The organism is uncultured Methanobrevibacter sp. (genome assembly GCF_902764455.1).
Taxonomy (GTDB): Archaea; Methanobacteriota; Methanobacteria; order Methanobacteriales; family Methanobacteriaceae; genus Methanocatella.
In genome coordinates this window covers 47,207-73,590 of sequence record NZ_CACWVY010000001.1, presented here as the reverse complement: position 1 = coordinate 73,590, position 26,384 = coordinate 47,207, and the positions used below count along the sequence as shown (strand labels likewise).

At 33.1% G+C, this 26,384-nt stretch carries 24 protein-coding genes; 19 read left to right on the top strand and 5 right to left on the bottom strand.

Annotated features, from left to right (window positions below; genetic code table 11):
• Positions 1-189: 189 nt before the first annotated feature.
• Positions 190-894, top strand: a complete 705-nt coding sequence (locus QZU75_RS00385) for an ABC transporter ATP-binding protein (protein ID WP_296880968.1) — start codon at positions 190-192, stop codon at positions 892-894.
• A gap of 336 nt (positions 895-1,230) precedes the next feature.
• A complete protein-coding gene (locus QZU75_RS00380) occupies positions 1,231-3,489 on the top strand; it encodes an ABC transporter permease (RefSeq protein WP_296880967.1) in 2,259 nt (752 codons plus the stop codon).
• Between the two features lie 276 nt (positions 3,490-3,765).
• Here the strand turns inward: QZU75_RS00380 and QZU75_RS00375 are convergent, their stop codons facing one another.
• The gene (locus tag QZU75_RS00375) at positions 3,766-4,485 is read right to left on the bottom strand and encodes a DUF4012 domain-containing protein (RefSeq protein ID WP_296880966.1); all 720 of its coding nucleotides are present in this window, start codon (positions 4,483-4,485) and stop codon (positions 3,766-3,768) included.
• Positions 4,486-4,765: 280 nt separating this feature from the next.
• Here QZU75_RS00375 and QZU75_RS00370 point away from each other — a divergent pair, with 280 nt between their 5' ends.
• The 8 genes from QZU75_RS00370 to QZU75_RS00335 all read left to right on the top strand — a co-directional run bounded on the left by QZU75_RS00370 (position 4,766) and on the right by QZU75_RS00335 (position 14,296).
• The gene (locus QZU75_RS00370) at positions 4,766-5,140 is read left to right on the top strand and encodes a helix-turn-helix transcriptional regulator (protein ID WP_296880965.1); all 375 of its coding nucleotides are present in this window, start codon (positions 4,766-4,768) and stop codon (positions 5,138-5,140) included.
• 18 nt (positions 5,141-5,158) lie between these two features.
• A complete protein-coding gene (locus QZU75_RS00365) occupies positions 5,159-7,555 on the top strand; it encodes a cation-translocating P-type ATPase (RefSeq protein WP_296880964.1) in 2,397 nt (798 codons plus the stop codon).
• Positions 7,556-7,751: 196 nt separating this feature from the next.
• On the top strand, positions 7,752-9,371 hold the full coding sequence (locus tag QZU75_RS00360; RefSeq protein WP_296880963.1) for an ABC transporter substrate-binding protein: 1,620 nt from the start codon (positions 7,752-7,754) through the stop codon (positions 9,369-9,371).
• Positions 9,372-9,438: 67 nt separating this feature from the next.
• On the top strand, positions 9,439-10,434 hold the full coding sequence (locus QZU75_RS00355; RefSeq protein WP_296880962.1) for an ABC transporter permease: 996 nt from the start codon (positions 9,439-9,441) through the stop codon (positions 10,432-10,434).
• Positions 10,424-11,278: an ABC transporter permease gene (locus QZU75_RS00350; RefSeq protein ID WP_296880961.1), complete on the top strand. Its 855-nt coding sequence runs from the start codon at positions 10,424-10,426 to the stop codon at positions 11,276-11,278. Before QZU75_RS00355 ends, QZU75_RS00350 begins: the two co-directional genes overlap by 11 nt.
• A gap of 12 nt (positions 11,279-11,290) precedes the next feature.
• Positions 11,291-12,238 (top strand): ABC transporter ATP-binding protein, encoded by a 948-nt coding sequence (locus tag QZU75_RS00345; RefSeq protein WP_296880960.1) that lies wholly within the window; start codon positions 11,291-11,293, stop codon positions 12,236-12,238.
• Positions 12,228-12,839, top strand: a complete 612-nt coding sequence (locus QZU75_RS00340; RefSeq protein WP_296880959.1) for an ABC transporter ATP-binding protein — start codon at positions 12,228-12,230, stop codon at positions 12,837-12,839. The genes QZU75_RS00345 and QZU75_RS00340 overlap by 11 nt, the downstream gene beginning before the upstream one ends.
• Positions 12,840-12,934: 95 nt before the next feature.
• A complete protein-coding gene (locus tag QZU75_RS00335; protein WP_296880958.1) occupies positions 12,935-14,296 on the top strand; it encodes an MATE family efflux transporter in 1,362 nt (453 codons plus the stop codon).
• A gap of 146 nt (positions 14,297-14,442) precedes the next feature.
• On the opposite strand, the gene QZU75_RS00330 is transcribed toward QZU75_RS00335, so the two are convergent.
• From QZU75_RS00330 to QZU75_RS00320, 3 genes are read right to left on the bottom strand one after another with little or no spacing between them, the layout of a single operon-like run.
• Positions 14,443-15,264 (bottom strand): nicotianamine synthase family protein, encoded by an 822-nt coding sequence (locus QZU75_RS00330; protein WP_296880957.1) that lies wholly within the window; start codon positions 15,262-15,264, stop codon positions 14,443-14,445.
• 37 nt (positions 15,265-15,301) lie between these two features.
• A complete protein-coding gene (locus QZU75_RS00325; protein WP_296880956.1) occupies positions 15,302-15,916 on the bottom strand; it encodes an ABC transporter ATP-binding protein in 615 nt (204 codons plus the stop codon).
• Complete coding sequence (locus QZU75_RS00320) at positions 15,906-16,865, bottom strand: ABC transporter ATP-binding protein (protein WP_296880955.1); 960 nt, start codon at positions 16,863-16,865, stop codon at positions 15,906-15,908. The genes QZU75_RS00325 and QZU75_RS00320 overlap by 11 nt, the downstream gene beginning before the upstream one ends.
• Before the next feature lie 146 nt (positions 16,866-17,011).
• Between QZU75_RS00320 and QZU75_RS00315 the strand changes: the two genes are divergently transcribed.
• Positions 17,012-17,572, top strand: a complete 561-nt coding sequence (locus QZU75_RS00315) for a GNAT family N-acetyltransferase (protein ID WP_296880954.1) — start codon at positions 17,012-17,014, stop codon at positions 17,570-17,572.
• On the opposite strand, the gene QZU75_RS00310 is transcribed toward QZU75_RS00315, so the two are convergent.
• A complete protein-coding gene (locus QZU75_RS00310; protein ID WP_296880953.1) occupies positions 17,567-18,259 on the bottom strand; it encodes a 4Fe-4S double cluster binding domain-containing protein in 693 nt (230 codons plus the stop codon). The two genes, QZU75_RS00315 and QZU75_RS00310, sit on opposite strands and share 6 nt — an antisense overlap.
• A 343-nt stretch (positions 18,260-18,602) precedes the next feature.
• Between QZU75_RS00310 and QZU75_RS00305 the strand changes: the two genes are divergently transcribed.
• From QZU75_RS00305 to QZU75_RS00270, 8 genes are all read left to right on the top strand, one after another.
• Complete coding sequence (locus QZU75_RS00305) at positions 18,603-20,222, top strand: ABC transporter substrate-binding protein (protein WP_296880952.1); 1,620 nt, start codon at positions 18,603-18,605, stop codon at positions 20,220-20,222.
• Positions 20,223-20,331: 109 nt separating this feature from the next.
• Positions 20,332-21,261, top strand: coding sequence for an ABC transporter permease (locus QZU75_RS00300; RefSeq protein ID WP_296881018.1), 930 nt, complete (start codon positions 20,332-20,334; stop codon positions 21,259-21,261).
• Complete coding sequence (locus QZU75_RS00295) at positions 21,254-22,108, top strand: ABC transporter permease (protein ID WP_296880951.1); 855 nt, start codon at positions 21,254-21,256, stop codon at positions 22,106-22,108. The genes QZU75_RS00300 and QZU75_RS00295 overlap by 8 nt, the downstream gene beginning before the upstream one ends.
• A 53-nt stretch (positions 22,109-22,161) precedes the next feature.
• The gene (locus tag QZU75_RS00290; RefSeq protein ID WP_296880950.1) at positions 22,162-22,668 is read left to right on the top strand and encodes a GNAT family N-acetyltransferase; all 507 of its coding nucleotides are present in this window, start codon (positions 22,162-22,164) and stop codon (positions 22,666-22,668) included.
• 55 nt (positions 22,669-22,723) lie between these two features.
• On the top strand, positions 22,724-23,593 hold the full coding sequence (truA, locus tag QZU75_RS00285) for a tRNA pseudouridine(38-40) synthase TruA (RefSeq protein WP_296880949.1): 870 nt from the start codon (positions 22,724-22,726) through the stop codon (positions 23,591-23,593).
• 30 nt (positions 23,594-23,623) lie between these two features.
• A complete protein-coding gene (locus tag QZU75_RS00280) occupies positions 23,624-23,944 on the top strand; it encodes a hypothetical protein (RefSeq protein WP_296880948.1) in 321 nt (106 codons plus the stop codon).
• A gap of 45 nt (positions 23,945-23,989) precedes the next feature.
• A complete protein-coding gene (gene wecB / locus QZU75_RS00275) occupies positions 23,990-25,312 on the top strand; it encodes a non-hydrolyzing UDP-N-acetylglucosamine 2-epimerase (RefSeq protein ID WP_296880947.1) in 1,323 nt (440 codons plus the stop codon).
• Entirely contained in the window at positions 25,296-26,384 is a 1,089-nt protein-coding gene (locus QZU75_RS00270) for an ATP-grasp domain-containing protein (RefSeq protein WP_296880946.1), read from the top strand. Before wecB ends, QZU75_RS00270 begins: the two co-directional genes overlap by 17 nt.

The following is a 26,384-nucleotide window of genomic DNA, read 5'->3' as shown; positions in this document are numbered from 1 at the left end:
GGGTTATTTCTTCAAAATTTTATTTTGAAAAATGTTATGTTATTCAATTTTTGCAATGTTTTGATATTCTGTATTTTTGAAAAGTAATATCTTTTGGTTATAAATTAATCTTTGAATCATGTTTTCAGATGAACAAAAGTATAATTTAATTAATATGAATTACAAAATAGATATAGGAAGGCAATACCTATGAGTACAATTATTGAATTTAAAAACGTGGATAAGGTCTATAAATCTGGAGAACATATTCTAAAAGCTATGGATTGTGTTAATTTCACAATTGATGAAGGGGAATTTGTTGTAATTTTAGGACCATCAGGTGCCGGTAAATCAACACTTTTAAACTTATTGGGCGGTCTTGATACGGTTACTTCAGGTGAAATTGTTGTAAAAGGCAGTCATGTGGAAAAGTTTTCAGATGATGAGCTTACAACATATAGGGCTAAAAATGTAGGTTTTATCTTTCAGTTTTATAATCTGATTCCAAACCTTACAGCTCTTGAAAATGTGGAGCTTATGAAGGATATTGTGGATGTTGATATCAACGGATTGAATGTTTTAGATTCTGTCGGGCTTAAAGCTCATGCTAATCAGTTTCCTGCACAGTTGTCCGGTGGAGAACAGCAAAGAGTATCTATTGCAAGAGCAGTTGCTAAACAACCTACAATGCTTTTATGTGATGAGCCAACCGGTGCACTTGATTCAAAAACAGGTGTATTAATTTTAACTCTGCTTCAGGATATGAGTAACAACAATGGAACTACAGTCGTTATTGTAACTCACAATGCCATATTGGCAGAAGCGGCAGATAAGGTTATAAGAATTAAGAACGGCCAGATAGAAAGTATTGTCGTTAATGAAAATCCTAAACAGGTTGCAGATTTGGAATGGTAATTTGATTTTTTTGTTAAGTAAATCTTTAACTGAAATATGGCGGGAGAGCTAGAGTTCTTCTGTTTATGGATTAATTTGCAATTATTAACTTAAATGGCATTTTATTTTTCAATTGTAATTCTTTTTATATATATAGCCGGTTATGTTTTTACTGTGGTTTTTCTTTGATTATTTGATTGTATCTATAGAATTGAATTTTTAATCAAATTTCACTTATTTAATCTGAATTATAGTGATGTTGTTTGTAGATTTGCTTCAATAAATGTTGCACAATATTTCAATCAAAGAAATTATTTTTAAACAGTTTTTTATATAAATATGTTCTAATATTATATTATGTCACTTTCTCGAAAAATGCTTAGGGATATAAAAATCAATAAAACACAGTTTATTGCTATATTTCTAATGGCGTTTATAGGTATATTTGCTTACAGCGGAATATACTCAGAGTATTATGGGTTAGTGCAAACTTCCAATGATTATTACGATCAAACTAATCTGGCTGATGGCTGGATTTACAATACGGATTTTGATTCAGTTGATGTTGGCAAAATAAATGAATTTTCAACCCAGTCTGACAGACAGGGGGTTGTTCAGTCAGTGGCGGAAATGGACGGAAAGCCCGATATTACTCTGCATTTTGTAGAGAAAGGAACGATTTCGAAGTTTTATACCGCAGAAGGTAACGATTTTAATGCTTCTGATGATTCAGGAGTATGGCTTGATAAACGTTTTGCAGATGAGAGGGACCTTCATGTTGGAGATAACCTCACATTTGAATTTGATGGTTTGAAAATTAAAAAGGAGATTAAAGGAATAGGCTATTCTCCTGAATATGTATATGAAACTTCTCCAAGTTCGTTCACTCCTGATTTTTCACAGATGGGTTTTGCATACCTGTCAAGCAAAGCATATCCTGAAGATTTGCAATACAATACTCTTCTGGTTAAATATGATTTATCAGATAAAGAATTTAACCAAAAACTTGATGATTCTATTGATTATTTGTCATTCACTAAACAGCAGGACCATCTTAGTGTATCTAAATTTGGAGATGAAATGACTCAGCACAAGATGATAGGGGATGTATTTCCGATTGTTTTTATTTTGGTAACTTTTTTAACACTTCTTACAACTATGACAAGAATAGTTTCTCATCAAAGGACACAAATTGGCATTTTGAAAGCGGTAGGTTTTAAAGATTCAAGAATAATCCTGCACTATTTGTCCTATGCATTTTTCCCGGTTTTGGCAGGAGCTATTCTCGGTTTGATAACAGGACCTATGATTATTCCCAAAATGTTTTATCCGTCAATGTCTGTCAATTATAGCATGCCTTCATGGCATCCCGGTTTTGATATGAGTTTCGTATACATTGCTGTATTGCTGGTTGTGCTGTCAGTTTTTGTTACTTATCTCTCATGCAGAAGGATTTCCAAGGAAAATCCAGCAAATGCAATGAGGCCAAAGGCTCCCAACATTTCTTCAAAGAGTTTCATTGAAAGGTCAGGACTTTGGAAGCACTTAAATTTCAATATCCGGTGGAATTGGAGGGATGCAAGTGTTAATAAATTCAGGGCAGTCATGACAATAATTGGAGTTATGGGTTGTGTTGCACTTCTAATTGCTGCTTTTGGTATGAATGACAGTTTGGATGAATTGAAATCATGGGAATACGATGACATTAGTCATTTTGAATCTAAACTCCAAATTGCCAGAGATGCAAATCCAATGGAACTTTATTATGTTTTAAACGAAACCAACGGCAGTTTTATAATGCAGCAGTCAATTGAGATTAAAGCCAATGGCATTGAAGACACGGTGACATTACTTGCATCGAACAACACGGATTTGATATCATATACGGACAGCAACAGAAATCCGATTGATATTGATGAGGGTGATGTATCCATTTCAACAAAGCTTGCAGATAGATTTAATCTGGCTAAGGGAGATAAGATTAGATGGCACATTGTGGGAAGTGATGACTGGGTTACATCTAAAATAGGTCAGATACATGCAGAACCTATCTCCCAAGGTTTGATAATGTCTCCGGATACTTTGGATAATCAGGGTTTGAATTTCACTCCAACAAATATTTTAACTTCTGAAAAATTCGGAGAGAACTTTGATTCCATTAAATCTGCCACCAGTATTGATGATATGAAGGAAAGCTGGGATTTGATGACAACATCTGTAATGATGATGGTTTATGTAGTGACAATAGTTGCAGGAATCTTGGCCGTTCTTGTTATTTATAATTTGGAAATTCTATCATTTACAGAAATGGAAAGGGAAATTGCTACATTAAAGGTGTTGGGTTTTAAAACACGTTTCTTAAGGAAATTATTATTGACTCAGAATCTGGTTTTCACTTCAATAGGTTTTATTTTTGGAATTCCTCTAGGATTTTATTTCATGACATTAATGATGAATGCTGCTGGTGATTCACTTTATTATGTTCCTTCTTTAACTTGGGGAAATATTCTGTTAACTGCTGCAATAACATTTTCAATATCCATTTTTGTAAACTTATTGTTTTCAGATAAAATCAATGATTTGGACATGGTTGAAGCTTTAAAGGATGTTGATTAATATTGTTTCAATATTATTTCAGTTTTTCAATTTGCACTATTTTGCGGCGAATAAAACCAACACATGAATATTTTCTTTTAATTTAATTAATGAGTTTTTACATTAACGTTGATGTTTTTTAAAATCAAATCTAAATTTAAGTCAGGATATATATCTAGAACTTTTAAAAAACAAGTTTTGCCTGTTGGCTCAAATTGTTAATGTTAAATTAAATTTTAAAATAGAATAAAAAAAGTTCTTTAAAGAATATGAATTCTTTAAAGATTAATATATGTTTCATCTCGCCAAGCTTTCGAATCCTTTAGTTGCGAGTAATTTTGTAAATGACCCGCTTGGTTTCATGAGGATATTTCCTTTTGTGTACTGATCAAGAGCAGTTTTTACCATAGTACTTTTCTTTTCAGGGTCTTTAGTAGCGTTAACAAGAGCTTTTACTAAAACCATTACTGAATCTCCTCTGGACATGTTTCCTTGAACGTTTTCACTTCCAGGATATCCATTGTAAGCATCATTTGAACGTACAATGTCAGTTGCGGACAAATTACTTACTTGGCCGTCAACATAAAGTGGCCTTATTGAATCGATTACTGCATCAACACCATCAGAATAAACAATTACTACTGCATCTGCATGCATTCCGGTATTGGCCTCTACAATCTCTGCAGCATAATCCATACCCTGATCAGTTCCGCTCCACAATGAATCGTGAAGAAGCAGGTTTCCTGATGTAACTGGTGAGGCTACACTTGGATGTGTCATTCCTCCAGGGTATACTGGAGTATAATTGTCAAGTGAACCGTTTACTAAGTGTACCATAAATGCCATATCTACCGATCCATGGGACTGTTCTTCCTTATCTGAAGCTAATACTAAGATATTTTTATCTTCTGCAGTCAAATCGGGACCGCCTAAGAATAATGCTCCAGCAATCATAGCAAGAAGTCCAAGAAGAATAACAAGTAAAATTGCTATAATCAGTTTTTTTCTTCTTATCATATTTACTCCTATCCTTAATTTAAAAATATTTTTTTATAAAAAGTATTAAAAATTTATTTTAAATTACTTATTATGTTTTTAATTTATTATTTCAAAGCATATAAATATTTTCTAAATATCGTGCTTTTTTAGCATTATCATGAGTTTAATATATATACTGTGTGATTTATTTTTCCATTTTTTAATAAACAAATTTTAACATATCACAATATCATGATATGAAAACATTTAAATACATAATCATATCATAATATGTAAATATATAATATATGTGATGACTATGGAAAATAATAATCTTGAAAACAAAAATGAGGATATGTGTGAAATATTCGACTCTCATGAAGATGTTGTAGGTCGTGTAAAAGAGCGCATACCCGATGAAGCTGAATTTACAGAACTTTCAGAATTTTTCAAAATATTTGGAAATCCGACAAGATTAAAAATTATTTCCCTGCTGTGTATTGAAGATTTATGTGTTTGCGATATCTGTGAAGCACTTGATTTAAACCAAACTACTGTTTCAAATCAATTAAGAATATTACGTGCCAACAATATGGTAAAATATCAAAAAGAAGGAAAAATGGCCAGATATTCCCTCACAGACCTTCACATTGAAATGATTTATAAAGTAGGTTTAGAACATATATTAGAATAATTTTTAATTGGTGATACTATGGTAGAAAATAGATGTTATGATTCTGATTGCCTTGATGAGAATTGCCGCAATCCCAAACATTATGATTACATCTGTTTAGACCCAAATTGTGATGAAATTCACTGTGAAAATCCTGACCATTATAATAAGCAGTTACTGAGAGATTATCAGGCAAAAACTGATTTAAGTATATATGATCATAGCGAAAAAATAGATTATGATGAAGATGTTGATTTAAAGCTTTGTGGTTGCCCTGATTGTGCAGATGATGATGAACATGACCATGATCACGAACATGAGCATCATCATGACCATGGCCACGAACATGAGCATAATCATGAGCATGAGCATCATCATGACCATGGCCACGAACATGAGCATAATCATGAGCATGAGCATCATCATGAAGATGATGTTTGTACTGATGATGATTGTGGTTGTCATGACCATGAGCATGATGGTGATATAAGTCTTTGTGGTTGTCCTGATTGTGCAGATGATGACGATGATGAAGAATTATTGGCTGAAGGAAAACCACTATTGTCCAATAGACCGATACAAATAATCGTTGCCAGTGGTATATTATTTGTTTTAGGACATATTTTTGAATGGCTGTCATTTAGTCCAACTGTTGTTACTATAACTTATATGATTGGTGCAGTTATTGCAGGTTATGAAATTGCTATTTCCGCTTATAACTCATTAGTTAAAAGACACACTGTTGGTCCTGCAATGTTATTGTCAATTGCTTGTATTGCATCATTTATCATTGGACATCCTGAAGAAGGTGCTGCGGTCACTTTCTTGTATTATATTGCAGAATTTTTAGAGGACTATGCCGAACTTAGAGCTCAACGTTCAATTAAATCATTAGTTGAAATTACTCCGGATACTGCAAGAGTTAAAGTTGGAGATAAAGAAGAAATTAGGAATGTCGATGAAGTAAATATTGGTGATATTGTTATTGTAAAACCTGGTGATAAGGTTCCATTGGATGGGAAAGTAATTTCAGGTTCTTCTTCAATTAACCAGGCTTCCATTACTGGTGAAAGCGTTCCAGTCCTAAAAGAAATTGGGGATGATGTATTTTCTGGAACTGTAAATGAAGATGGATACCTGGAAATTAAAGTAACTACTGCAGCTAAAGATTCAGTTATCTCAAAAATTGTGACATTGGTTAAACGTTCACAGCTTAACAGATCAGAAACCGAAACCCTGGTTGAGAGAGTATCTAAATATTATACTCCTGCCATGATGATTGGTGCACTGTGTGTTGCAGTAATTCCGCCATTATTGTTTGGCCAAAACTTAATAGATTGGGTTTATAAAGCTCTTTCACTGCTGGTAATCTCATGTCCATGTGCATTTTTAATTTCAACACCTGTGGGAATGGTTTCTGCAATTACTTCAGCCACCAGAAATGGTGTTATTATCAAAGGAAGTTCATATGTTGAAGAAATGCGTAATGTTAAAGCAGTAATCTTTGATAAGACTGGTACTTTAACAGAAGGAAAATTTGTATTAAATGAGATTAAGGTTTTAGATGAAAATTATTCTGAAGAAGACATTGTTAAAATTGCGTCTGCTCTGGAATCTGAATCTTCCCACCCAATTGCTCAGGCAATCGTGAATTATGCTAATGAAAATAATATAGTTTCCGATACAATTGAAGAGTTTAAAAATGTTCCTGGAAAAGGAATTATTGCTTACATTAACGGTGAACAGTTCTATGCAGCAAATGAATCTTTGATTGAAGGAAGTTCATTTGATATTTCAAGAGATGAAATTAATAGATATACTGCTGAAGGAAATACAATCATATTTATTGGAAATGCTGAAAAAGTCATTGGTTTAATCACAGTATCAGATAAAATCAAGGACAACGCTTCAGAAGTTATCAACGATTTAAAACAGAGAGGTGTTGAAACCGTAATGCTCACTGGTGATAATAAACTGGCAGCCCATAAGGTTGCTTCTGAAATTGGTATTCAGCATGTTTTTTCAGATTTGCTTCCTGAAGATAAGTTAAATATCTTGGATACAATAAGAAACAAATTCGGTGATGTTGCAATGGTTGGTGACGGTATTAATGATGCACCGGCACTGGCACGTGCAAACATAGGTATTGCAATGGGTGCAGCGGGTTCTGATGTAGCTATTGAAACAGCAGATATTGCATTAATGCAGGATGACATATCAAAGCTTCCGTATCTCTTCTCTTTAAGCCGTAAAACAATGGGCATTATCAAACAAAACATTACTTTTGCAATTGTAATTAAATTTTTATGTGCAGTACTTGCAATTGTAGGTATTATAACTCTGATGATGTCTGTTGGTGTTGGGGACTTGGGATTAACTCTTTTAGTTATCTTAAACTCCTTTAGAATTGGAATGGTGAAAGATCCACTATTCTAATTTCATTTTTTTTTAATTCATTTAGTAATACTTTTTTTAAATTTAATCGTAATTTTTAAATACTCTTATAAATATACTATTTATTGTAATATCTTTATTAAAATAAGTATTACTTATTTATTTAATTTTTATAATTTCGTAATACTGACTAATGATATTGCCTTTGATTTTATTAATTTATGATGAGGAAATAAAAATGGATAACAAATATATTATAGGTGCAATTATAGTTGTTATAGCAATAGTTGGTATAGCAGCTGTCACCATGGGGGGAGGAAACACAAAGCATGCTGCTAATGAATTAGTAGCTTGTGTTGCTGCTCACGGTGAAGAACCTGAATTTGGTTTTGACCCAATGCACGGTTGGGGATACCACGATTCTGGAACAGAACCTCTTATACAAAGTACAATTCTTAAAAGAGATAAAGACAACAATTTCGTAAATGATTTGGCTACAAATTATACTATTTCTGATGATTTTAAAACATACACAGTAGATATTCGTGATGATGTTAAATTTACTGACGGTTCAAAATTAACAGCAAAAGATGTAGCATTTTCATATAATAAAGCTAAAGAATTAGGTGAAGGAGCAGATTTAAGCTCCATGAATAATGCAACAGCTGAAGGAAATAAAGTAGTATTCACTCTTAACAAATCAGATTCCACATTCATTAACAAATTAACTGATGTAGGAATTGTTCCTGAAGCAAATTATAAAGAAGATTCCTATGGACAAAACCCAATTGGTTCAGGTCCTTATAAATTAGCTCAATGGGATAAAGGACAACAATTTATCTTAGAAAAAAATCCTGATTACTACGGACCAAAACCATATTTCGAAAAAATAACCAATTTGTTCCTAGACCCTGATGCAGCATTTGCAGCAGTTAAAAACGGTGATGTGGATATTGCTGAAGTACAACTTGCATACGCAAATGAAACTGTAAATGGATACCACTTGGAATACTTTGATTCTATTGATGTACGTGGAATATCCTTGCCAACACAAATGGCTGAAGGAAAATTAAGTGAAGATAATGTTACTATAGGTAACAATGTAACTGGTGATCCTGCAATTAGGGAAGCATTAAACATTGGTATTAACAGACAATCATTATTGGATGGTGCATTTAATGGATATGGTAACGTATCCTACACTGGTGTCGCTGACCAATTAGGATGGTCATATAATTCTTCAATGAAAGACGGTCAAGTAGATGAAGCTAAAAAAGTTCTCTCAGATGCCGGTTGGAATGATACTAATGGTGATGGTATTGTAGAGAAAAACGGTACAAAAGCAGCATTTTCAATATATTATAATGCCAAAGCAACTGAAAGACAAGCTATTGCAGTAGCTGTTGCAGAACAGGCTAAACAAATTGGTATTGAAGTCACTCCTGTAGGTGGAAGCTGGGATGATATTGATCCTAATATATACAGTCAGGGCGTAGTATGGGGATTCGGTTCAGCAGATCCATATGAAATTGAACACCAATACGATTCAAGAGTAGCTTTCGTGGGTTATGATAACCCTGAGGGTCTCAATGATTCTCAAGTAGACTCATTAATTGACCAGGCTATGGCTCAAGATTTAAACAGTTCATATTCCACATGGTCTCAAGCAGCTCAACAATCTGCTACCAGTTATCCATTTTTATGGATTGGTACTGTAGATTATACTTACTTTGTAAGTAATGATTTAGACATTTCCAACGGTACACATCTCATTTACCCACACGGTGGAGATATCTGGGGTAACATATACGATTGGAAACGTGTAAATGAAACTTCTAACGGAACTGCAGGTAAATAATTAAATAAAGGATGATTTATTTTATAAATCATTTTTTATTCCCTTTTTTTTTAAAACAAATTACGAGATGATTAAAATTAACAATAAGAAATTAGCTAAATTTTTAGGGTTTAAAGCTATTAGATTACTAATTTTATTAATTGTTATTGCAGCAATCAGTTTTATAATGGTACAATTATCTCCAATTGATCCTGTAAAAGCTTATCTTGGACAAAGAATTGTCAGTCAAGAACAATTAGCCATTATTGGAGAATATTGGGGAACAAATTTATCGTTAGCAGAAAGAGTTGTGGGATGGCTTCAAACATTGGCATCTGGAAGCATGGGTTTTTCATTGATTTATAGGGTTCCTGTGACTGAAGTTATTGCACAAAAATTCACAGCTTCATTAACACTTATGGTGGTTTCATGGGTGATATCTGCAGTTGTAGGTTTTGGTTTAGGCGTGATTGCCGGTGCAAAGGAAGGCAGTTGGGCAGACAAAGCAATTAAAACTTACTGTTACATATTACAGTCCACACCAACTTTTTGGATAGGATTAGTATTTTTAATGGTTTTTTCAGTGTATTTGGGATGGTTCCCAATAGGACTTTCGGTTCCAATCGGGCAACTGTCTGATACGGTGACATTTTGGCAATGGTTATATAGGTTGATATTGCCTGCAATAACTTTAAGTGTTGTGGGAATTGCTTCTCTTACTATGTATACAAGAGATAAGCTTATAAGTGTAAAAAGAAGCGATTATTTCCTGTTTGCACAAGCTAGAGGTGAAAGTTTCTGGGGTATAATCAAAAATCACGGAATAAGAAATATTTTACTTCCGGCAATCACAATTCAATTTCTGTCATTCAATGAATTATTTGGGGGAACAATCCTTGTTGAACAGGTATTTGCTTACCCTGGAATTGGTCAGGCAACAGTAGCTGCAGGACTAAGGTCAGATGTTCCTTTATTGTTGGGTATTGTTATTATCAGTGCTATTTTTGTATTTATGGGAAATTTCATCGCAGATTTGGTTTATCAATATGTCGACCCAAGATTAAGGAGTGAGGATGATGAGTGAAACTCCTTGGTATAACAGGGGATTATTCAGTTCTCTAAACTTACGGCAAAAAACTCTTTTGACTATTGGGCTTACTGGATTTGTTTTATTAGTCATTTTCATAAGTGGTTGGATGATTGACGCCAATTTGCCTACTGACTTTGCCATAAAAATGAAGCCTCCTTCATTTGAACATCCTTTTGGAACTGATTGGATGGGCAGAGACATGTTCATTAGAACATTGAAAGGTTTAAGTTTAAGTATCATGATTGGATTGGCTGCTTCAATTCTTTCCAGTATAATAGCTACAATATTAGCTTTTGTTGCAAGTACAAACAAGTTTTGTGATGAGGTTGTATCATGGTTAATTGATCTATTTGCGTCAATACCTCACATTCTATTAATAATGATGATTTCCATAGGATTGGGAAAAGGTGCTTTTGGAGTAATGATGGCGGTGGCATTTACCCATTGGGTAAACTTGACACGGGTGCTTAGAGCCGAAGTATTGCAAATCAACACTTCCGAGTATGTTTCATTATCCAGAAGATTTGGTAAAAGCAAATTATGGATTGCTAGACACCACATTTTGCCGTTGGTATTGTCCCAGATATTTGTAGGAACATTATTAGTATTCCCTCATGCGATTATGCACGAATCAAGTGTAACATTCCTTGGGTTCGGTTTATCTCCGCATGAACCTGCAATTGGTATAATTTTGTCTGAATCAATGACTTATCTTGCAATGGGGGCTTGGTGGTTGGCATTCTTCCCAGGTCTTGCATTATTGATAGTTGTATTGTTGTTTGATATTATTGGAGATAATCTGAAACGACTGGTTGACCCTTCACAGGCAAATAACTAGATTGGTGATATTATGAGAAATTTATTAGAAGTAAATAATTTATCCATATCTTTCACACAGTATGTTCAGGGATTAAACAGGCATGACCTAAAGGTAATATCTGATTTAACAATTGATGTTGCTGAAGGCGAAATTGTCGCCATTTTAGGTTCAAGTGGTTCTGGTAAAAGTCTTTTAGCTCATTCAATCTTAGGTATTTTGCCTTACAATGCTCATGTTACCGGTGAGATTAAATATGGGGGAAATGTTTTAAATCAGGAGTTGAAGGAAAAATTAAGGGGAAAAGAAATATGTTTAATACCTCAATCAGTAAATTTCTTGGATCCTCTAATGAAAGTATCAGAACAGGCAATCGGTGAATGCAAGGATGAAAAGGAACATGATGAGAAAAAAATAAAGCAAAGAGAAATATTCGCTAAATATGGTTTGGATGAAAGTGTGGATGATTTATATCCTTTTGAATTGTCTGGTGGAATGGCCAGAAAGGTATTGTTGTCTACAGCATTAATTGGCGATCCTAAGCTGTTGATTGCTGATGAACCAACACCAGGTCTTGATAAAAAAAGTGTTGAAGAGACAATCACAGATATTAAAAATCTGAAGGAAAACGGCAAAGGGGTATTGCTAATTACTCATGAAATTGATGTAGCTTTAAAAACAGCAGACCGTATAGCTATATTTTATTCAGGTTATGTAATTGAAATCAACAAGGTTGAAAACTTCCAAAATGCTGATAATGTATTGCATCCATACACTAAAGCTTTAATCAATTCTCTTCCAAGAAACGGTTTTAAATTAACTGAAGGAGTTCAGCCTCTAGATGCTGTTTCAGGATGTCCATATTGGGAAAATTGTCCGATACGTATGGATAAATGTGAAAAGAATAAACCTAAATTAGTAGAACATGACGGTGTGATGATTAGGTGTTTCAATTTTGAGGGGGTTAATGATGGATCTTAAGGCGAATAATATTTCTTTTTCATATAATAAGAAAAGACAAATATTGAAGGATGTTTCATTATCTATTAATAGTAATCAGATTATTGGTTTAATCGGAGATAGCGGTAGTGGTAAATCCACATTATGCAAAATTCTGTCTGGTTATATCAGTAATTATTCAGGTGAAGTTACTCTTGATGGTAAAAAAATACCTGATAAAGATTTCTATCCTGTACAATTAATTTTTCAACATCCAGAAAAGACCATGAATCCAAAGTGGAAAATGGATAAGGTATTGAATGAATCATGGACTCCTTCTAAAGATTTAAAAGACACTTTCGGTTTAAAGGATTCTTGGCTAACACGTTGGCCCAGTGAGCTTTCAGGTGGGGAATTGCAGCGTTTCAGTATATTGAGGGCTCTTAATCCTAAAACAAAATTTATCATTGCTGATGAGATTTCAACCATGCTTGACGCTGTCACTCAAGTTCAAATTTGGGAAGCTCTTATAGGTCATTGTAAAGCTAATAATATTGGTATATTGGCTGTTAGTCATGATGAAGAGCTATTGGAAGTATTGTGTGATGATATTTTACTTTTTAAGGATATAAATAATCTCTAAAATTGAATTGTATTTATAATTTAATTTTAGAATTTTTTTTCTTTTTTTTGTTAAATAACTAATTTTATATTTGAAAAAATTTTAATAATTACATTATGGTAAGTGATGTTTCAACAAATAATGTGGATGTAATGCTTCAAAATCCTAAAAGAGCATTAATAACAATGTCCATACCTTTGATAATCTCACTTCTTATAACTAGTTTTTATAATTTAATTGATGCTTTTTGGGTATCTGGCCTTGGAGCTGATGCACTTGCGGGTGTTGGATTTTTCACACCAATATTCATGATTTTAGTTGGTTTTGGAAATGGTCTGGGTTCGGGTGCCGCATTTGCTTTGTCAAAATATCTTGGTGAAAACAATAAGCTGAAAGCAGATAATGCGTCCGTTCATTCTATTTTAATTAATGTTATTGTTTCCTTGATTATTACTATTTTATTGTTGGTTTTTCTAAATCCTATTTTAAATGCTATGGGTGCAGGTCAAACTATTGGCTATGCAACAGATTATGGGATAATAATTATTTTAGGTTCTGTTTTTGTAATCTTTTCAAATGCTTTGTATGGTATTTTTAGAGGTGAAGGTGATACAACAAGGCCAATGTATGCAATGATTGCATCAGCTATTTTAAATATGATTTTAGATCCTGTTTTCATCTACATTTTGAATTTGGGAGTTAAAGGAGCGGCCATTGCAACACTAATTTCATCAATATTTGTTATTTTGATATTGTTATATTGGTTTTATATTAAAAAAGATACCTATTTGAAGCCTAATAAGGTTAATTTCCATTTTAAAAAGGATATTTCAAAAGATATTGTAAAAGTGGGAATTCCTGCAAGTATTCAACTTCTGAACAATGCATTTTTTGCAGCAGTTTTTTCGGCACTTTTGGCATATTTAGGTTCAACTGATTCTGTTGCGGTATATTCAACAGGCTGGAGGATAGTTACTATTGGAACAACTCCTCTTTTAGCTATTGGGACAGCTTTGATAAGTGTTATTGCAGCAAATTACGGTGCCCGAAACTATAAAAACATTCAAATTGTTCACAGGTATGCAATGAAAGTATCAATTGTCATTGCATTTGTCGTAGCCTTTTTAACAAATTTCTTTGCAGGGGATGTTGCATCGGTATTTGCATCAAGCGGCAGCAGTGTCAGAATCGCTTCAGAGCTGACAAGCTTTTTATCATGGATTGTGATTTACTATCCTACAATGGCAGTTGGTGTGGCCTCAACATATGTCTTCCAGGGTATTGGTAAAGGATTAACTGCAATGTTTCAGACAATTATGAGAGAAACAGGATTTACAATACTTTTTGCAGTTTTATTGGGTGTAGTTTTAGGCTATGGTGTATGGGGAGCATGGATGGGAATTGTTCTGGGTGAAATTGTCTCAAACAATATTACTATGGTCTGGGCTGACTGGCAAATTAAAAAATTAATGAATTAATTCCTTTTCATTTGCAATAACTTTAATTAAAGAAAGCTTAAATTATTTTCAAGGAATAGGATTAATATTCCATTTAACTTAATGCTTCTTTCATTAAAATTTATTTAATTTTCATTTTCAAGGAATTAATTGTTTTGGTATATATCTCATTCTATTTTTCTAATTAAAACTGAAGTGTTGTTGGTTTTACCGGAAGGCAGCATCATAACTTCTTTATGGAATCCTCTTGTGTCCTTATCAAGAACAGGTGAATATAATATTGCTCTCATTCCTGTGTATGTTCTATATATTACAGGGGTGTTTTCATCAACATATTCCCAGATATTTGCAAAAACTCTGTCTTTAGGTTCTGCCAATGCAGCAATCATTAATATGTCATATTCCAAATCTTTGATTGTTGTTTCATCACCCACTACAATTCTGATGTCATTTTCAAGACCAAGTCTTTTTAAAACTTTCACTGACAATTCTGCAACATTTTCCTGCTGTTCAATTCCAATACATTTGCAGCCGAATACCTTATTAAACATTATCAAAGTTAATGGAAGTGGTCCTGAACCTAAAAATACAAATGTTTTATCTTCATTGAATTTAGCTAATTTGCTTTCATTTTCAACAAGGCCGATATATCTGTCATAAAAATGAAATGAATCAAGGGTTTCATTAGGATTATCTGATTCTAAAATTTTTAGGGCATTTTCAGTTTCAAGTCTTGCACCAATGTAAACATAAAATTTTCTAATTAATTTCAATGCCTTATTCATTTTTTCATCATCTAAAATATGTTTTGCAGAATCAAAATCAATGGTTTTGTCATGTGCAATGATTTCCACGTCATCTAATATTTCGATGATTTCGTCTATATTGATGTCGTCCAGTGTTGAATTTCCGTATTTGTCTAAATCTCCATATGAAGATAATTTATTTGCAATTTCTTCAAGTTTTCCCCAATATTTATAACAGCTCATTTTTGTCACCTGATATTGAAAATATTTTCAGTATATTTTATATGTTATTAATGTCTTTTAAATAGATTTTTTCATCGCAGATTGTTTCAACTAATGGCATATCGTGGCTTACAAGTAAAAATCCCATATTTCTTTCTTTTACAAGTTTCAATACTGAATCAATAATCTGCACTTGGGTTATTGCATCAAGCATTGTTGTCATTTCATCAGCTATTAAAAATTTTGTATTCGGATTTAGGGATCTTACAACGGAAAACCTTTGAAGTTCTCCTCCTGACAATTCCTGCGGAAATCTTGTAAGCCAAGATTTTTGAATACCAAATTCCTTTAAAATATCATCCGGAACGTCCCATGATTCCTCTAAAACCTGTTTCATTTTCCATTTTGGATTCATTACTTTTTCAGGGTGCTGATAGATTAATTGTACTGGTTTGAATCCTTTTTTAGGAAGAGGATTTCCATCAAATGTTACACTTCCTTCGTATTGTGTAACATATCCTGATAATATTTTGCATAATGTTGATTTTCCGCTTCCACTATCTCCAATCAAACCGATAACCTTGTTGTTGTCTAATTCAAGATTGACGTCTTTCAATAGATATTCTTTAGCGGAGGGATATTTGAATGATATATTTTCTGCTTTAAGTTTCATCTTTTACACCTTCTTCATATTTAAAGCATCTTATCTTTTTCTTTCCAAAATCAATTAGTTCTGGTCTTTCATTTTTGCATCTGTCAAATCTCATTTCGCATCGGTCATAATATGGGCATCCTTCTGAGATTTCTCCGTGTAACGGTTGATGTCCTTTGATTAATTCAAATCCGTTGGCGGGAAGTGCCTTGTATAGTGCTTTTGTGTATGGGTGAAGCAAGTTTTCACCGTCTCCTGAAAAGTCTTTGTTTTCTGCAATTTCGATTACAAAGCCAGAATAGAAAATTCCAATCCTGTCTGCGATTTCAAGTGCTGCATGTATGTCGTGTGTAATTAATAAAACTCCCACTCCGTCTTCTTTCATATGTTTGAAATGATTTAATGTTTCTTTTACTGTTTTTTCGTCAAGTCCTGGTGTTGGTTCATCTGCAACAACAAGTTTAGGGTCGGATAGTAGTGCGGTTGAAACAAGTACTCTTCTGGCCATTCCTCCGGATAATTGGAAAGGATACATTTCATCCACTTCAGGGCCGAGGTTATAATGTTCAAAGATTTCTCGTTGTTTTATTTTCTTTTCTTTTTTCTCATCATCGTTTTCAGTAAGACCTATTGCTTGGTCTGAAATTTTCATTAATGGATCGAGGAAATTTACTGATTGTGGAATTAATGCAATTTCACTACCTCTAAGCTCTTCTTTGTCTTCTTGTGATAATTCTTTTCCTTTGTATTTTATTTTTCCATTTTGTCTTGCATTTTCAGGAAGTATTCCAAATATTGCATGTGCAAGTAAACTTTTTCCTGAACCACTAGAACCTAAAACTGCTAAAATTTCGCCTTCGGATATATCTAAGGTCAAATCGGTAATTACTTTTAAATTCCTTTGATTTAATCCCTTCGTATATTGTATAAATGAAATTGAAACATTTTCTACATCTAATAATTTTTCCATTAAATCACCTTTCGGACTTTCAAATGATAACTTTTAAATATTAATTTGTACTTTATTAATATTAAAGTTATTCAAAATAATTAAAAAAGTATTACTAATAACATAAATTAATGCATAATAGTAATACTTTTTATAATGGTGTTTTTATGAAGGTCACTATTAAAGAGTTAAGTGATAATCCTGAAGAAATTAGTAATGTTCAAAAATTTTTATTTTTCATGATAAAACAGGAATTCGGATATGATTATGTTCCAGAATGGCATCAGGATATTGTAAACATGGAAGAATATTATATTTTTCCAAAAAGAAATAACTTTTTTGTCGCATATACTGAAACAGGTGAAATAATAGGAACAATTGGTATAAGAGCTTATGATAAAGACTTTCCGGAATTCAGACATTTGTATTCAAAAGATACTACTTCAAGTATATGGAGATTATTTGTAGACAGAAGGTGTCGCCGTTGTGGTCTGGCTTCTAAACTGTTTAGCATTGCTGAGAATTTTGCAAATGAAACAGGATATGATGATATCTATTTGCATACTCATAAAACATTACCTGGTGCATTGGAGTATTGGACAAAAATGGGGTTTGTTGTGGCTTTGGATTCTAATGATGAGCTTGAAACCGTTCATATGGATAAAAAAATACACTCTTTAGATATCAATCCTTCAGCTATTGATTTTTCACATGCCGTAAAATTATAATTTTTTGATATATTTTTGAGTATGTGGGCATGCGAATATGCATTTTCCACATACGGTATCTGGTTTTCCTAAATTTTCTTCTGAAACTTTCAGAGCATATTTTTCACATTTTTTATCATCGTAAAAGTCATTTCTGTTTAATTTGTAGTTCCATTCTCTTCCGCTTATTGCTCCACCAAGGCATGCGTCTCTGCATTCCATGCATTTGCCGCATTTTGATTTAAGTATTGGTTTTCCAATTTCTAGAGGGGCATCTGTCAAAACGGAGGATAATCTAAGAGCTGATCCGTAATTTTTTGTTGTAAACAATGCTGATTTTCCAATCCATCCTAGACCTGCACGTGTAGCTATTGTTTTATGGGGCAGTTCAAATGAATTAAATTCTCCAAAATCAGTTCCCAGTCTTTTTTTTGTTTGTGCATATGCATTATGCCCATTATCTATTAAAAATTCTTCGCATTTCATTCCAAGAGCATCTAATCTTGTATTTAAACTAATTAATTCTTCAAGATACTCTGGGGAGGGTGCATTTTTCATAGTTCTTATAATCTCTTTCGGGTAAGCTATATAGAAAACAACTCCTATTTTTAATTTAGGTTGGGGCGTAAAATCAGTAATGTCTGCATAACCTACCTGTGTTGCACCGTTTTTTATTAGATATTTTTTAAGTTTAAGAGATAGGGTCATGGCCGAATATTTGAAGGTAATGTTATTTAAATTTAAGGAAGGTATTACTTTTGATTCTATTCACAGTTCTTTATTCTTTAAAATTTTAATTTAAACTTTTGTATGCTGTCAAATTTTGTTTCCAATATCACATGTTATTATTCATTTTTTTAATTAGATTTTAAAAGTAAAACAATAATCAAGCGAATTTTAAAAGTAATAAATACTTTTTTATATTTATTTTGTATATAATAATATTAATATTAAAATAATTATGAAAAGTATTACTAATTAGGTAATTTTTAGATGAAAAGTAATACTTTTATTTTAATATGTTTTCTATTTATTTAAAATGGTGAAAGTTATGGATAAAAAGATGATGATTATATGTGGTGTTATAGCACTTGTAATTATTGTTGTCGCTGCTTTTGCATTTATGGGGGGTTCAAAGGATAGTGATCCTACCCATTTAACTGTGGCGGCACACAGTAACATCAAAGAACCTAAATCAGGTTTTAACCCGCTTACAGGTTGGGGATGTGGACACCAAAATTATAATCCATTAGTACAAAGTTGTTTATTTAAAACTGATAAAAATGGAACTATTGTTCCAGATTTAGCTACAGATTATTCAATCAGTAGCGATGGTAAAACTTGGACTGTAAATTTAAGAAACGATGTTAAATTCTCAGATAATTCTTCATTCAATGCAAAAGATGTTGCATTTACATTTAATAAAGCAAAAGAAACAGAAACAGATTTGGATTTAACTAATCTTGCAAATGCAACTGCTAAAAATGATACTTGCGTTGAATTTAGTTTAGTTGAACCTAGGTCAACATTTATTTATGATTTAAGATATGTTGGTATTGTTCCTGAAGAATATGACAATAATACTTATGGTGAACACCCTATCGGTACTGGACCTTATGTATTAGACCACTGGGATAAAGGTCAACAAGCAATATTCAAAGTAAATGACAATTACTATGGTGAAAAACCTTACTTTACTCAAATTACATTATTATTCCCTGAAGAATCTACATGGTTAGAACTCGCTAAATCTGGTCAAGTTGATGTAGTGCCTGTTGCAACTTCTGCATTAAACCAAACCGTTGACGGATATCAATTTGTTGAAAAGTCTGCTGGTAGAGCACAAGGTGTATCTTTCCCTTACCTTGAAGATACTGGTAAAGTGACTAATGAAAGTGGTTGGAAAATTGGTAACAATGTAACTGCTGATAAATCAATAAGAGAAGCATTAAATGTTGGTGTTAATCGTCAAGCAATGTGTGATGAAATCTTTTCAGGTCATGCAAGTCCTGAATATACCAGTGTAGATACAAGAGACTATGCTAACGATGCTGCAAAAGTTCATGATGCAAATGTAAGTGGAGCGAAAAAAATCTTGAGCGATGGCGGATGGAAAGACACTGACGGTGACGGAATTGTAGAGAAAAATGGTACAAAAGCATCATTCGATTTATACTATCCACCAGATTATCTTGACAGGCAATCTTTAGCAACTGTATTTGCAGAACAAGCAAAAGAAATAGGAATTGAAGTAAATCTTAAAGGTGCAGACTGGGATACTATTTATGCAAACATGTACAGCTCTGCTGCATTAATGCAACAAACTTCTCCTGACCCATATAAATCAATCTATCAGCAATACCACAGTAAAGATGCTGATGAATTCTATATGAACCCTGGTTTATACAACAATTCAGATTCCGATAAATTGATGGAAGACGCAATGCATTCAACTGACTTGAATGCTTCTAATACCTTATGGTCACAATCCGCTCTTGTAAACAGCGGAGGTTGGGGTCCTGCTGGAGATGCTCCATTTGCATGGCTTGTAAACTATGACTACAATTATTTCATCAAAGATGGAATTGATATTGGCCAACAACCTGACGGTTTAGGAAACGATGTTTTAATTAATATCTGTGATTGGACTAGAGCCAACTCCACAGCTTAAACATTTTTTCCTTTTTTTTATTTTTTTTAAATTTAAGGGGGTTATTTTTTTGAATAAACAAAAATTGGCAAAATATTTTGGTTTTAAATTAGTACGTTTCATAATATTAATGATTGCAGTTGCAATTTTTAGTTTTGTGTTATTAGATTTATCCCCTATTGATCCAGTTAGTGCTTATTTAAAAGGTGCTGCAGTATCTGAAGCACAAAGACAAATCTTAGAACAATATTTCGGGACTAATGTTCCACTGACTACAAAAATATATCACTGGCTTTTGGATTTAATTCAAGGTAATTTAGGAACTTCATTAATATACCGTGCTCCTGTTATGGATGTTATTTTTGAAAAATTCACTGCTTCTGTAGTATTGATGGCAATTTCATGGGTACTGAGTGGTGTTTTTGGATTTATTTTAGGAGTATTGGCAGGTAAAAACAAAGGATCCTGGATTGATAAAGCGGTTAAAGTTTATTGTTATGCAATTCAATCTGCTCCCTCATTTTGGGTTGGAATGCTTATTTTAATGGTATTTTCAGTTTATTTAGGATGGTTCCCAATTGGATTTGGTGTGCCAATTGGTGTTAAAAGTACGGATGCAACATTTATGGAGTGGGTAACAAGACTTATCCTTCCTACATTAACATTGAGTTTAGTTGGTCTTGCACCTATTGCAATGTACACTCGTAATGAATTAATTCAAGTTTTATCTTCTGATTATGTATTGTTTGCAAAATCCAGAGGTGAAAAAGGTTGGGATTTAGTTAAAAATCATGGAATTAGAAATATATTACTACCTGCAATTACATTACAATTCTTGTCATTCAGTGAATTGTTTGGAGGTGCAGTACTTGTTGAACAGGTATTTTCCTATCCTGGAATTGGTCAAACGGCAGTTGCGGCAGGTCTTCAAAGTGATGTGCCCCTATTTTTAGGAATTGTTATTTTTAGTGCAGTATTTGTATTTATAGGTAACTTGCTTGCAGATATCTCTTATTACTTTATTGATCCTAGAATCAAGGAGAGTGAGTTCAGTGATTAAAAAGCAAAAGGATGATAAAAGACAATGGTTTTTATATTCTGCAAATCTCAGGACAAAAACTCTCGTTGTTATAGCAATATCAGTAATAGTTATTGTATCTATTTTCATTTCAGGATATTTTATAAAGGATATTCCATCAAATTTTGCAAGCGCCAATCAGATGCCTTCCTTACAACACTTGTTCGGTACTGACTGGATGGGAAGAGACATGTTTCAGCGTACAATCGCAGGACTTGGATTAAGTATTATGGTAGGTTTTATTGCATCAGCAGTAAGTACTGTTATTTCAATAATCTTAGGATTATTTTCAAGTTTTAATAGGGTTGCTGACGAGTTTGTTGCAGGTATTATTGATTTATTCGGTTCAATTCCACATATTCTTTTAATTATTCTTGTTTCAGTCATGTTTGGCGGTGGAGTATATGGGGTTATTATGGGTGTAGGTTTAACTCACTGGACTCCCCTTGCAAGGGTTTTAAGATCTGAAGTAAAAGAAATTAAAACTAAAGAATATGTTCATCTGGCTGAAAATCTTGGGAAATCCAGAGCATGGATTGCAATTAAACACATATTGCCTTTAATTGTATCTCAAATTATTGTTGGAGTAATATTAATGTTTCCTCATGCAATCATGCATGAAGCGGCAATCACATTTTTAGGATTTGGATTACCTCCTCATGAGCCTGCAATTGGTGTTATATTGTCAGAATCTATGCATTATTTGTCTTCAGGTTATTGGTGGTTAGCATTTTACCCTGGTGTATCTTTATTGCTTGTCGTATTGTTATTTGATTTAATCGGGGAAAATGTTGAAAAATTGCTTAATCCTGAAACTGCTCAAGAATAAGGGAAATTTAACTATTCTCTTGTTATTTTTTTTTTTAAAAAATTTGTGATATTATGGACATAGAAATTAGAGAAATCAAAGATGATGAATCAGAAATTAACTCAGTAAAAGATTTTTTATTTAATCAGATTAACCTTGAATATCATATCGGACCAAAACCTAGGTTTCATTATGATATATTCGGTTTAACTGAGTATTATATTGCTCCTGCTAACAGTAATTTATTTGTTGCTTTCGACGGTGAAAAAATTGTTGCTACTGTTGCTATTAGGCCATATGATAAGGATTTTGAATTTTTCAAAGGTATTTACTCAAAAGAGGATACTGCAAGTATCTGGAGATTGATGGTTGATAAGGATTACAGGAGGAATGGTCTTGCAAGGATGCTTGTTCGTTGTGTAGAGGATTTTGCAGGAAATACTGGTTATTGCAGGATATATTTGCATACTCACAGATATCTTGAATCAGGACTTCCTTTCTGGAAATCTGTAGGTTATGAAATTACTGTTGAGGAAGATGACTATGATGAGACAACTCACATGGTTAAAAATTTAAAATAATTCTCCTTATTTTTTTCTAAAAACTTATTTTATATAGAATCATATATTATTAATAATGAAAAGAACAGCGCTTAAAATAGGTTATATAGGAACAAATTTTCATGGCTTTCAAAGACAGCCTGATTTAAGAACAGTCGAAGAGGAATTAATTTATCATTTAAGAAAATTAGATTACATTGATGATTTGAAAAAATCCAGATTCCGAATTGCCGGAAGAACTGATGCTGGAGTTCACAGCCTGGGTAATGTTATCAGTTTTCAGTCTGAAAAGGAAGTAAGGGTTAATGAAATCAACAATTCTCTGCCCGATGATATTCAAATTCTTGCAAGCGCTCCTGTAAGATATGCATTTAAACCAAGATATGCTCAGATGAGGCAATACAGGTACATGTTGTTTAGGGACTTGGACATTGATAAACTTCAGGAATGTGCTGAAATTTTTAAGGGAACACATAACTTCACTAATTTTACAAAAAGATTTCAAAAAACAACTACCCGAACAATAGATGATATTAAAATCACAAAAGTCAGTCTTGACGATTATCACAAAAGGGAATTTCCAAATCTTCATGATACATTATGTCCGATTTTTGTTGATATTTATGGAGAATCTTTTTTATGGAATATGGTGCGTAAAATGATGAGGGTTTTTGTTGATGTTGCACTTGACAGGATGACTCTTGATGAAGTGGAAAAATTATTGAATCCCTCTGAAGATGAGCCAAGAGCTTATATTAAAGTTATGGATGCAGAATATCTTATTTTGATGGACATTCAGTATGATGGCATTAAATTCAGATATGATGATTATGCCTGTGAGAGATTCAGACGTGATTTGGTCGACGCATTAGATAATCTTCAAAAAAGATATGCAATTCGTGAATCAATGATAAAAAGTTTAAATGACTTGCATCAAATATATTAATTAAATAATAAAATTAAAAAGGGTCATATTATGGGTAGAGTATATCAAATTTTCGATAAACTTACAATATTAACTATATTTATAGGTTTTGTCTTGGGATTTTACCTTGGTTTAAATCATAATAGTTCTGATTTATGGTTTGTTGCCGTTCCAGTTATTATTGTAGTGGCTTTTATACTGACGATGCCTCTTATAATTGATGTATTTGTATCAAAAGATAAGCATAATAATAAACTTCCTATTAATGCTTTAGTTGAAGCATTCCTACTAAATGTGGGTATTTTAACTGTTTGTACTGCGTTTGGAATTGTAATAGCTTCGTTTTTAATAGGCAATTACATTGCACATTAATTCTTTTCTTAAAATTTTAAATAATTAATTAATCGGGGGATTCTTATGAAGATAGCGACAATTTTAGGGACCAGGCCAGAAATTATTAAGATGGCTCCCATTATAGCTGAAATCAATAAAAGAAACATTAATCATGTTGTTTTGCACACGGGTCAGCATTATGATAAGGAAATGTCAGATAACTTTTTCAGGGATTTGGAAATTCCTGCTCCTGATTATAATATTCATGTTGGATCAGGAACTCACGCTAAGCAAACCGGACTGATGATGAGCGGCATCGAAAAAATATTGCTAAAAGAAAAGCCAGATATTGTCCTTGTTCAGGGAGATACCAATGCTGTTCTTGCAGGCGCACTGGTCAGTGCCAAATTGCACATTGCGGTAGGTCATGTTGAAGCAGGTCTCAGGTCATTTGATTTGACTATGCCTGAAGAGATTAACAGAAGAGTTGCTGATGTATGCTCTGTAATGTATTATATTCCAACTGAAGAGTCTGCAATTAACCTTTTGGCTGAAGGATTTTCAAGAAAAAATCTGTTTATAACTGGAAACACTGTAGTTGATGCATGTTTCAGGCATCTGGAGATTGCTAAAAAACGAGGATTTGGAGAGGAATCTCTTAAAGAACTTGACATTGATGGTATGGATAACATTTTAACTTTAACAATGCACAGAGCTGAAAATGTTGATATAAAAGAAAGGGTGACAAATATTATAGATGCCTTAAAGGAATTAACCGATGTGGATATTATCTTTCCGATTCATCCAAGAACTAAAAATACTCTTGAAAAATTTGGCCTGTTTGAAGAGTTAAACAGTTTAAGTCATGTTCACATTGTTAAACCAATAGGATATTTGGATTTCCTGCTTTTAACTTCAAAATCCGTATTGATACTTACAGATTCTGGAGGTCTGCAGGAAGAGGCAATAACTCTTGATGTTCCTGCATTGACATTAAGATACAATACCGAAAGGCCAGAAACAGTTGCTGCAGGAGGAAACATCCTTGTGGGAGCTAATAAAGAGGCCATTTTGGAAAATGCAAATAGGATATTGAATGATAAAGAATTTGCAGACAAAATGAAAAATGCAGTAAATCCGTATGGTGATGGTGATGCTGCAGTAAAAACTGTTGATGCAATAGAAAAATACTACCATGAAGGTAAACTGAACATCACTGCTCCAGAAGATATAATGGACTCATTTACAAGAGAAATGACACAAATTGACGCAGATATTACTGTCAGTGAATTTGAACAGTCTGAAAACGCTCTGGTCCACATGGTCCATGACGGTGTGAAAATGAGATTCCCTACTGATGATATGAACTTAAAAGGAATGATGATTACTTATGACAAACGAAAATGATTCAATTTTGGTGTTTGAATATTTCACTGCTTCCGGTGAAAAGGATAAATGTATAATTTCTGAAGCAGAAGCATTGATATTTGCACTTTTAGATGATTTAAAAGATTTTAAAAAAGATGTGGTATTAAACAAATCATATGAAAATGTTATAAAAGATTTTGATAATGTAAATCCAATCCTTATTGAAGGCGATATTGTTGATTGGCTGGCAGATAATGCATCTCAGTTCAGCAAAGCTATTTTTATCTCCGCTGAAAACAACAACAACCTCTACAACATTACTAAAATCCTCGAAGAAAATAATGTAAAAACATACACTTCCTCTTCAGAGGCATGTTTTAAATCATCTGACAAATCAGAATCCTACGAGGCCCTTTATGATGTGGTTCCACAGCCTAGAACATTCAGATTCAAGATAGATCCAAAAGGATACTGGAAAAGAGCAATTGAACATCTCTACGAAAAATGGCAGGCGGAAGACCCTTTAACAAAATTGAAAATTATTATAAAGCCATTGATAGGTGTTGACTGTGAAGATATTGTGGTAATTGAGGATATTGATGATTTAACACTGGATTTGGATAAGATTTTCGTTCCCGGCTCAAGGGTAATTGTACAGGAATTTATTGAAGGAACTGATGTCAGTGTAAGTTTAATATCTGACGGTAAAACTGCCGTTCCGATAAGCTTAAATGAACAGTTTGTTGAACTTAAAGATGATAAGGGAACATATTTAGGTGGAAAACTGCCATTTGAAAATAAATACAAAGATGAGGCCTTTGAAATAGCTAAAAAGGCTGTCGAATCAATGGAAGGCCTTAAAGGCTTTGTGGGTGTTGACCTTATTATCAATGCTGATGAAAAAGATGTTTACTCAGTATATCTTTTGGAGGTCAATTCAAGATTTACAACTCCTTATGTGGGCTTAAAAGAAATTGCCTGCTTTAATATTGGTAAAACAATTGTTGAGTTGATTGATGGCGAAATAGCAATTGATGATATTGACATGTCTCTCGATGGTGAAGTTGAATTCAAAAAATCCGGAGATAATCTGGAAATCAGGAGAATTTAA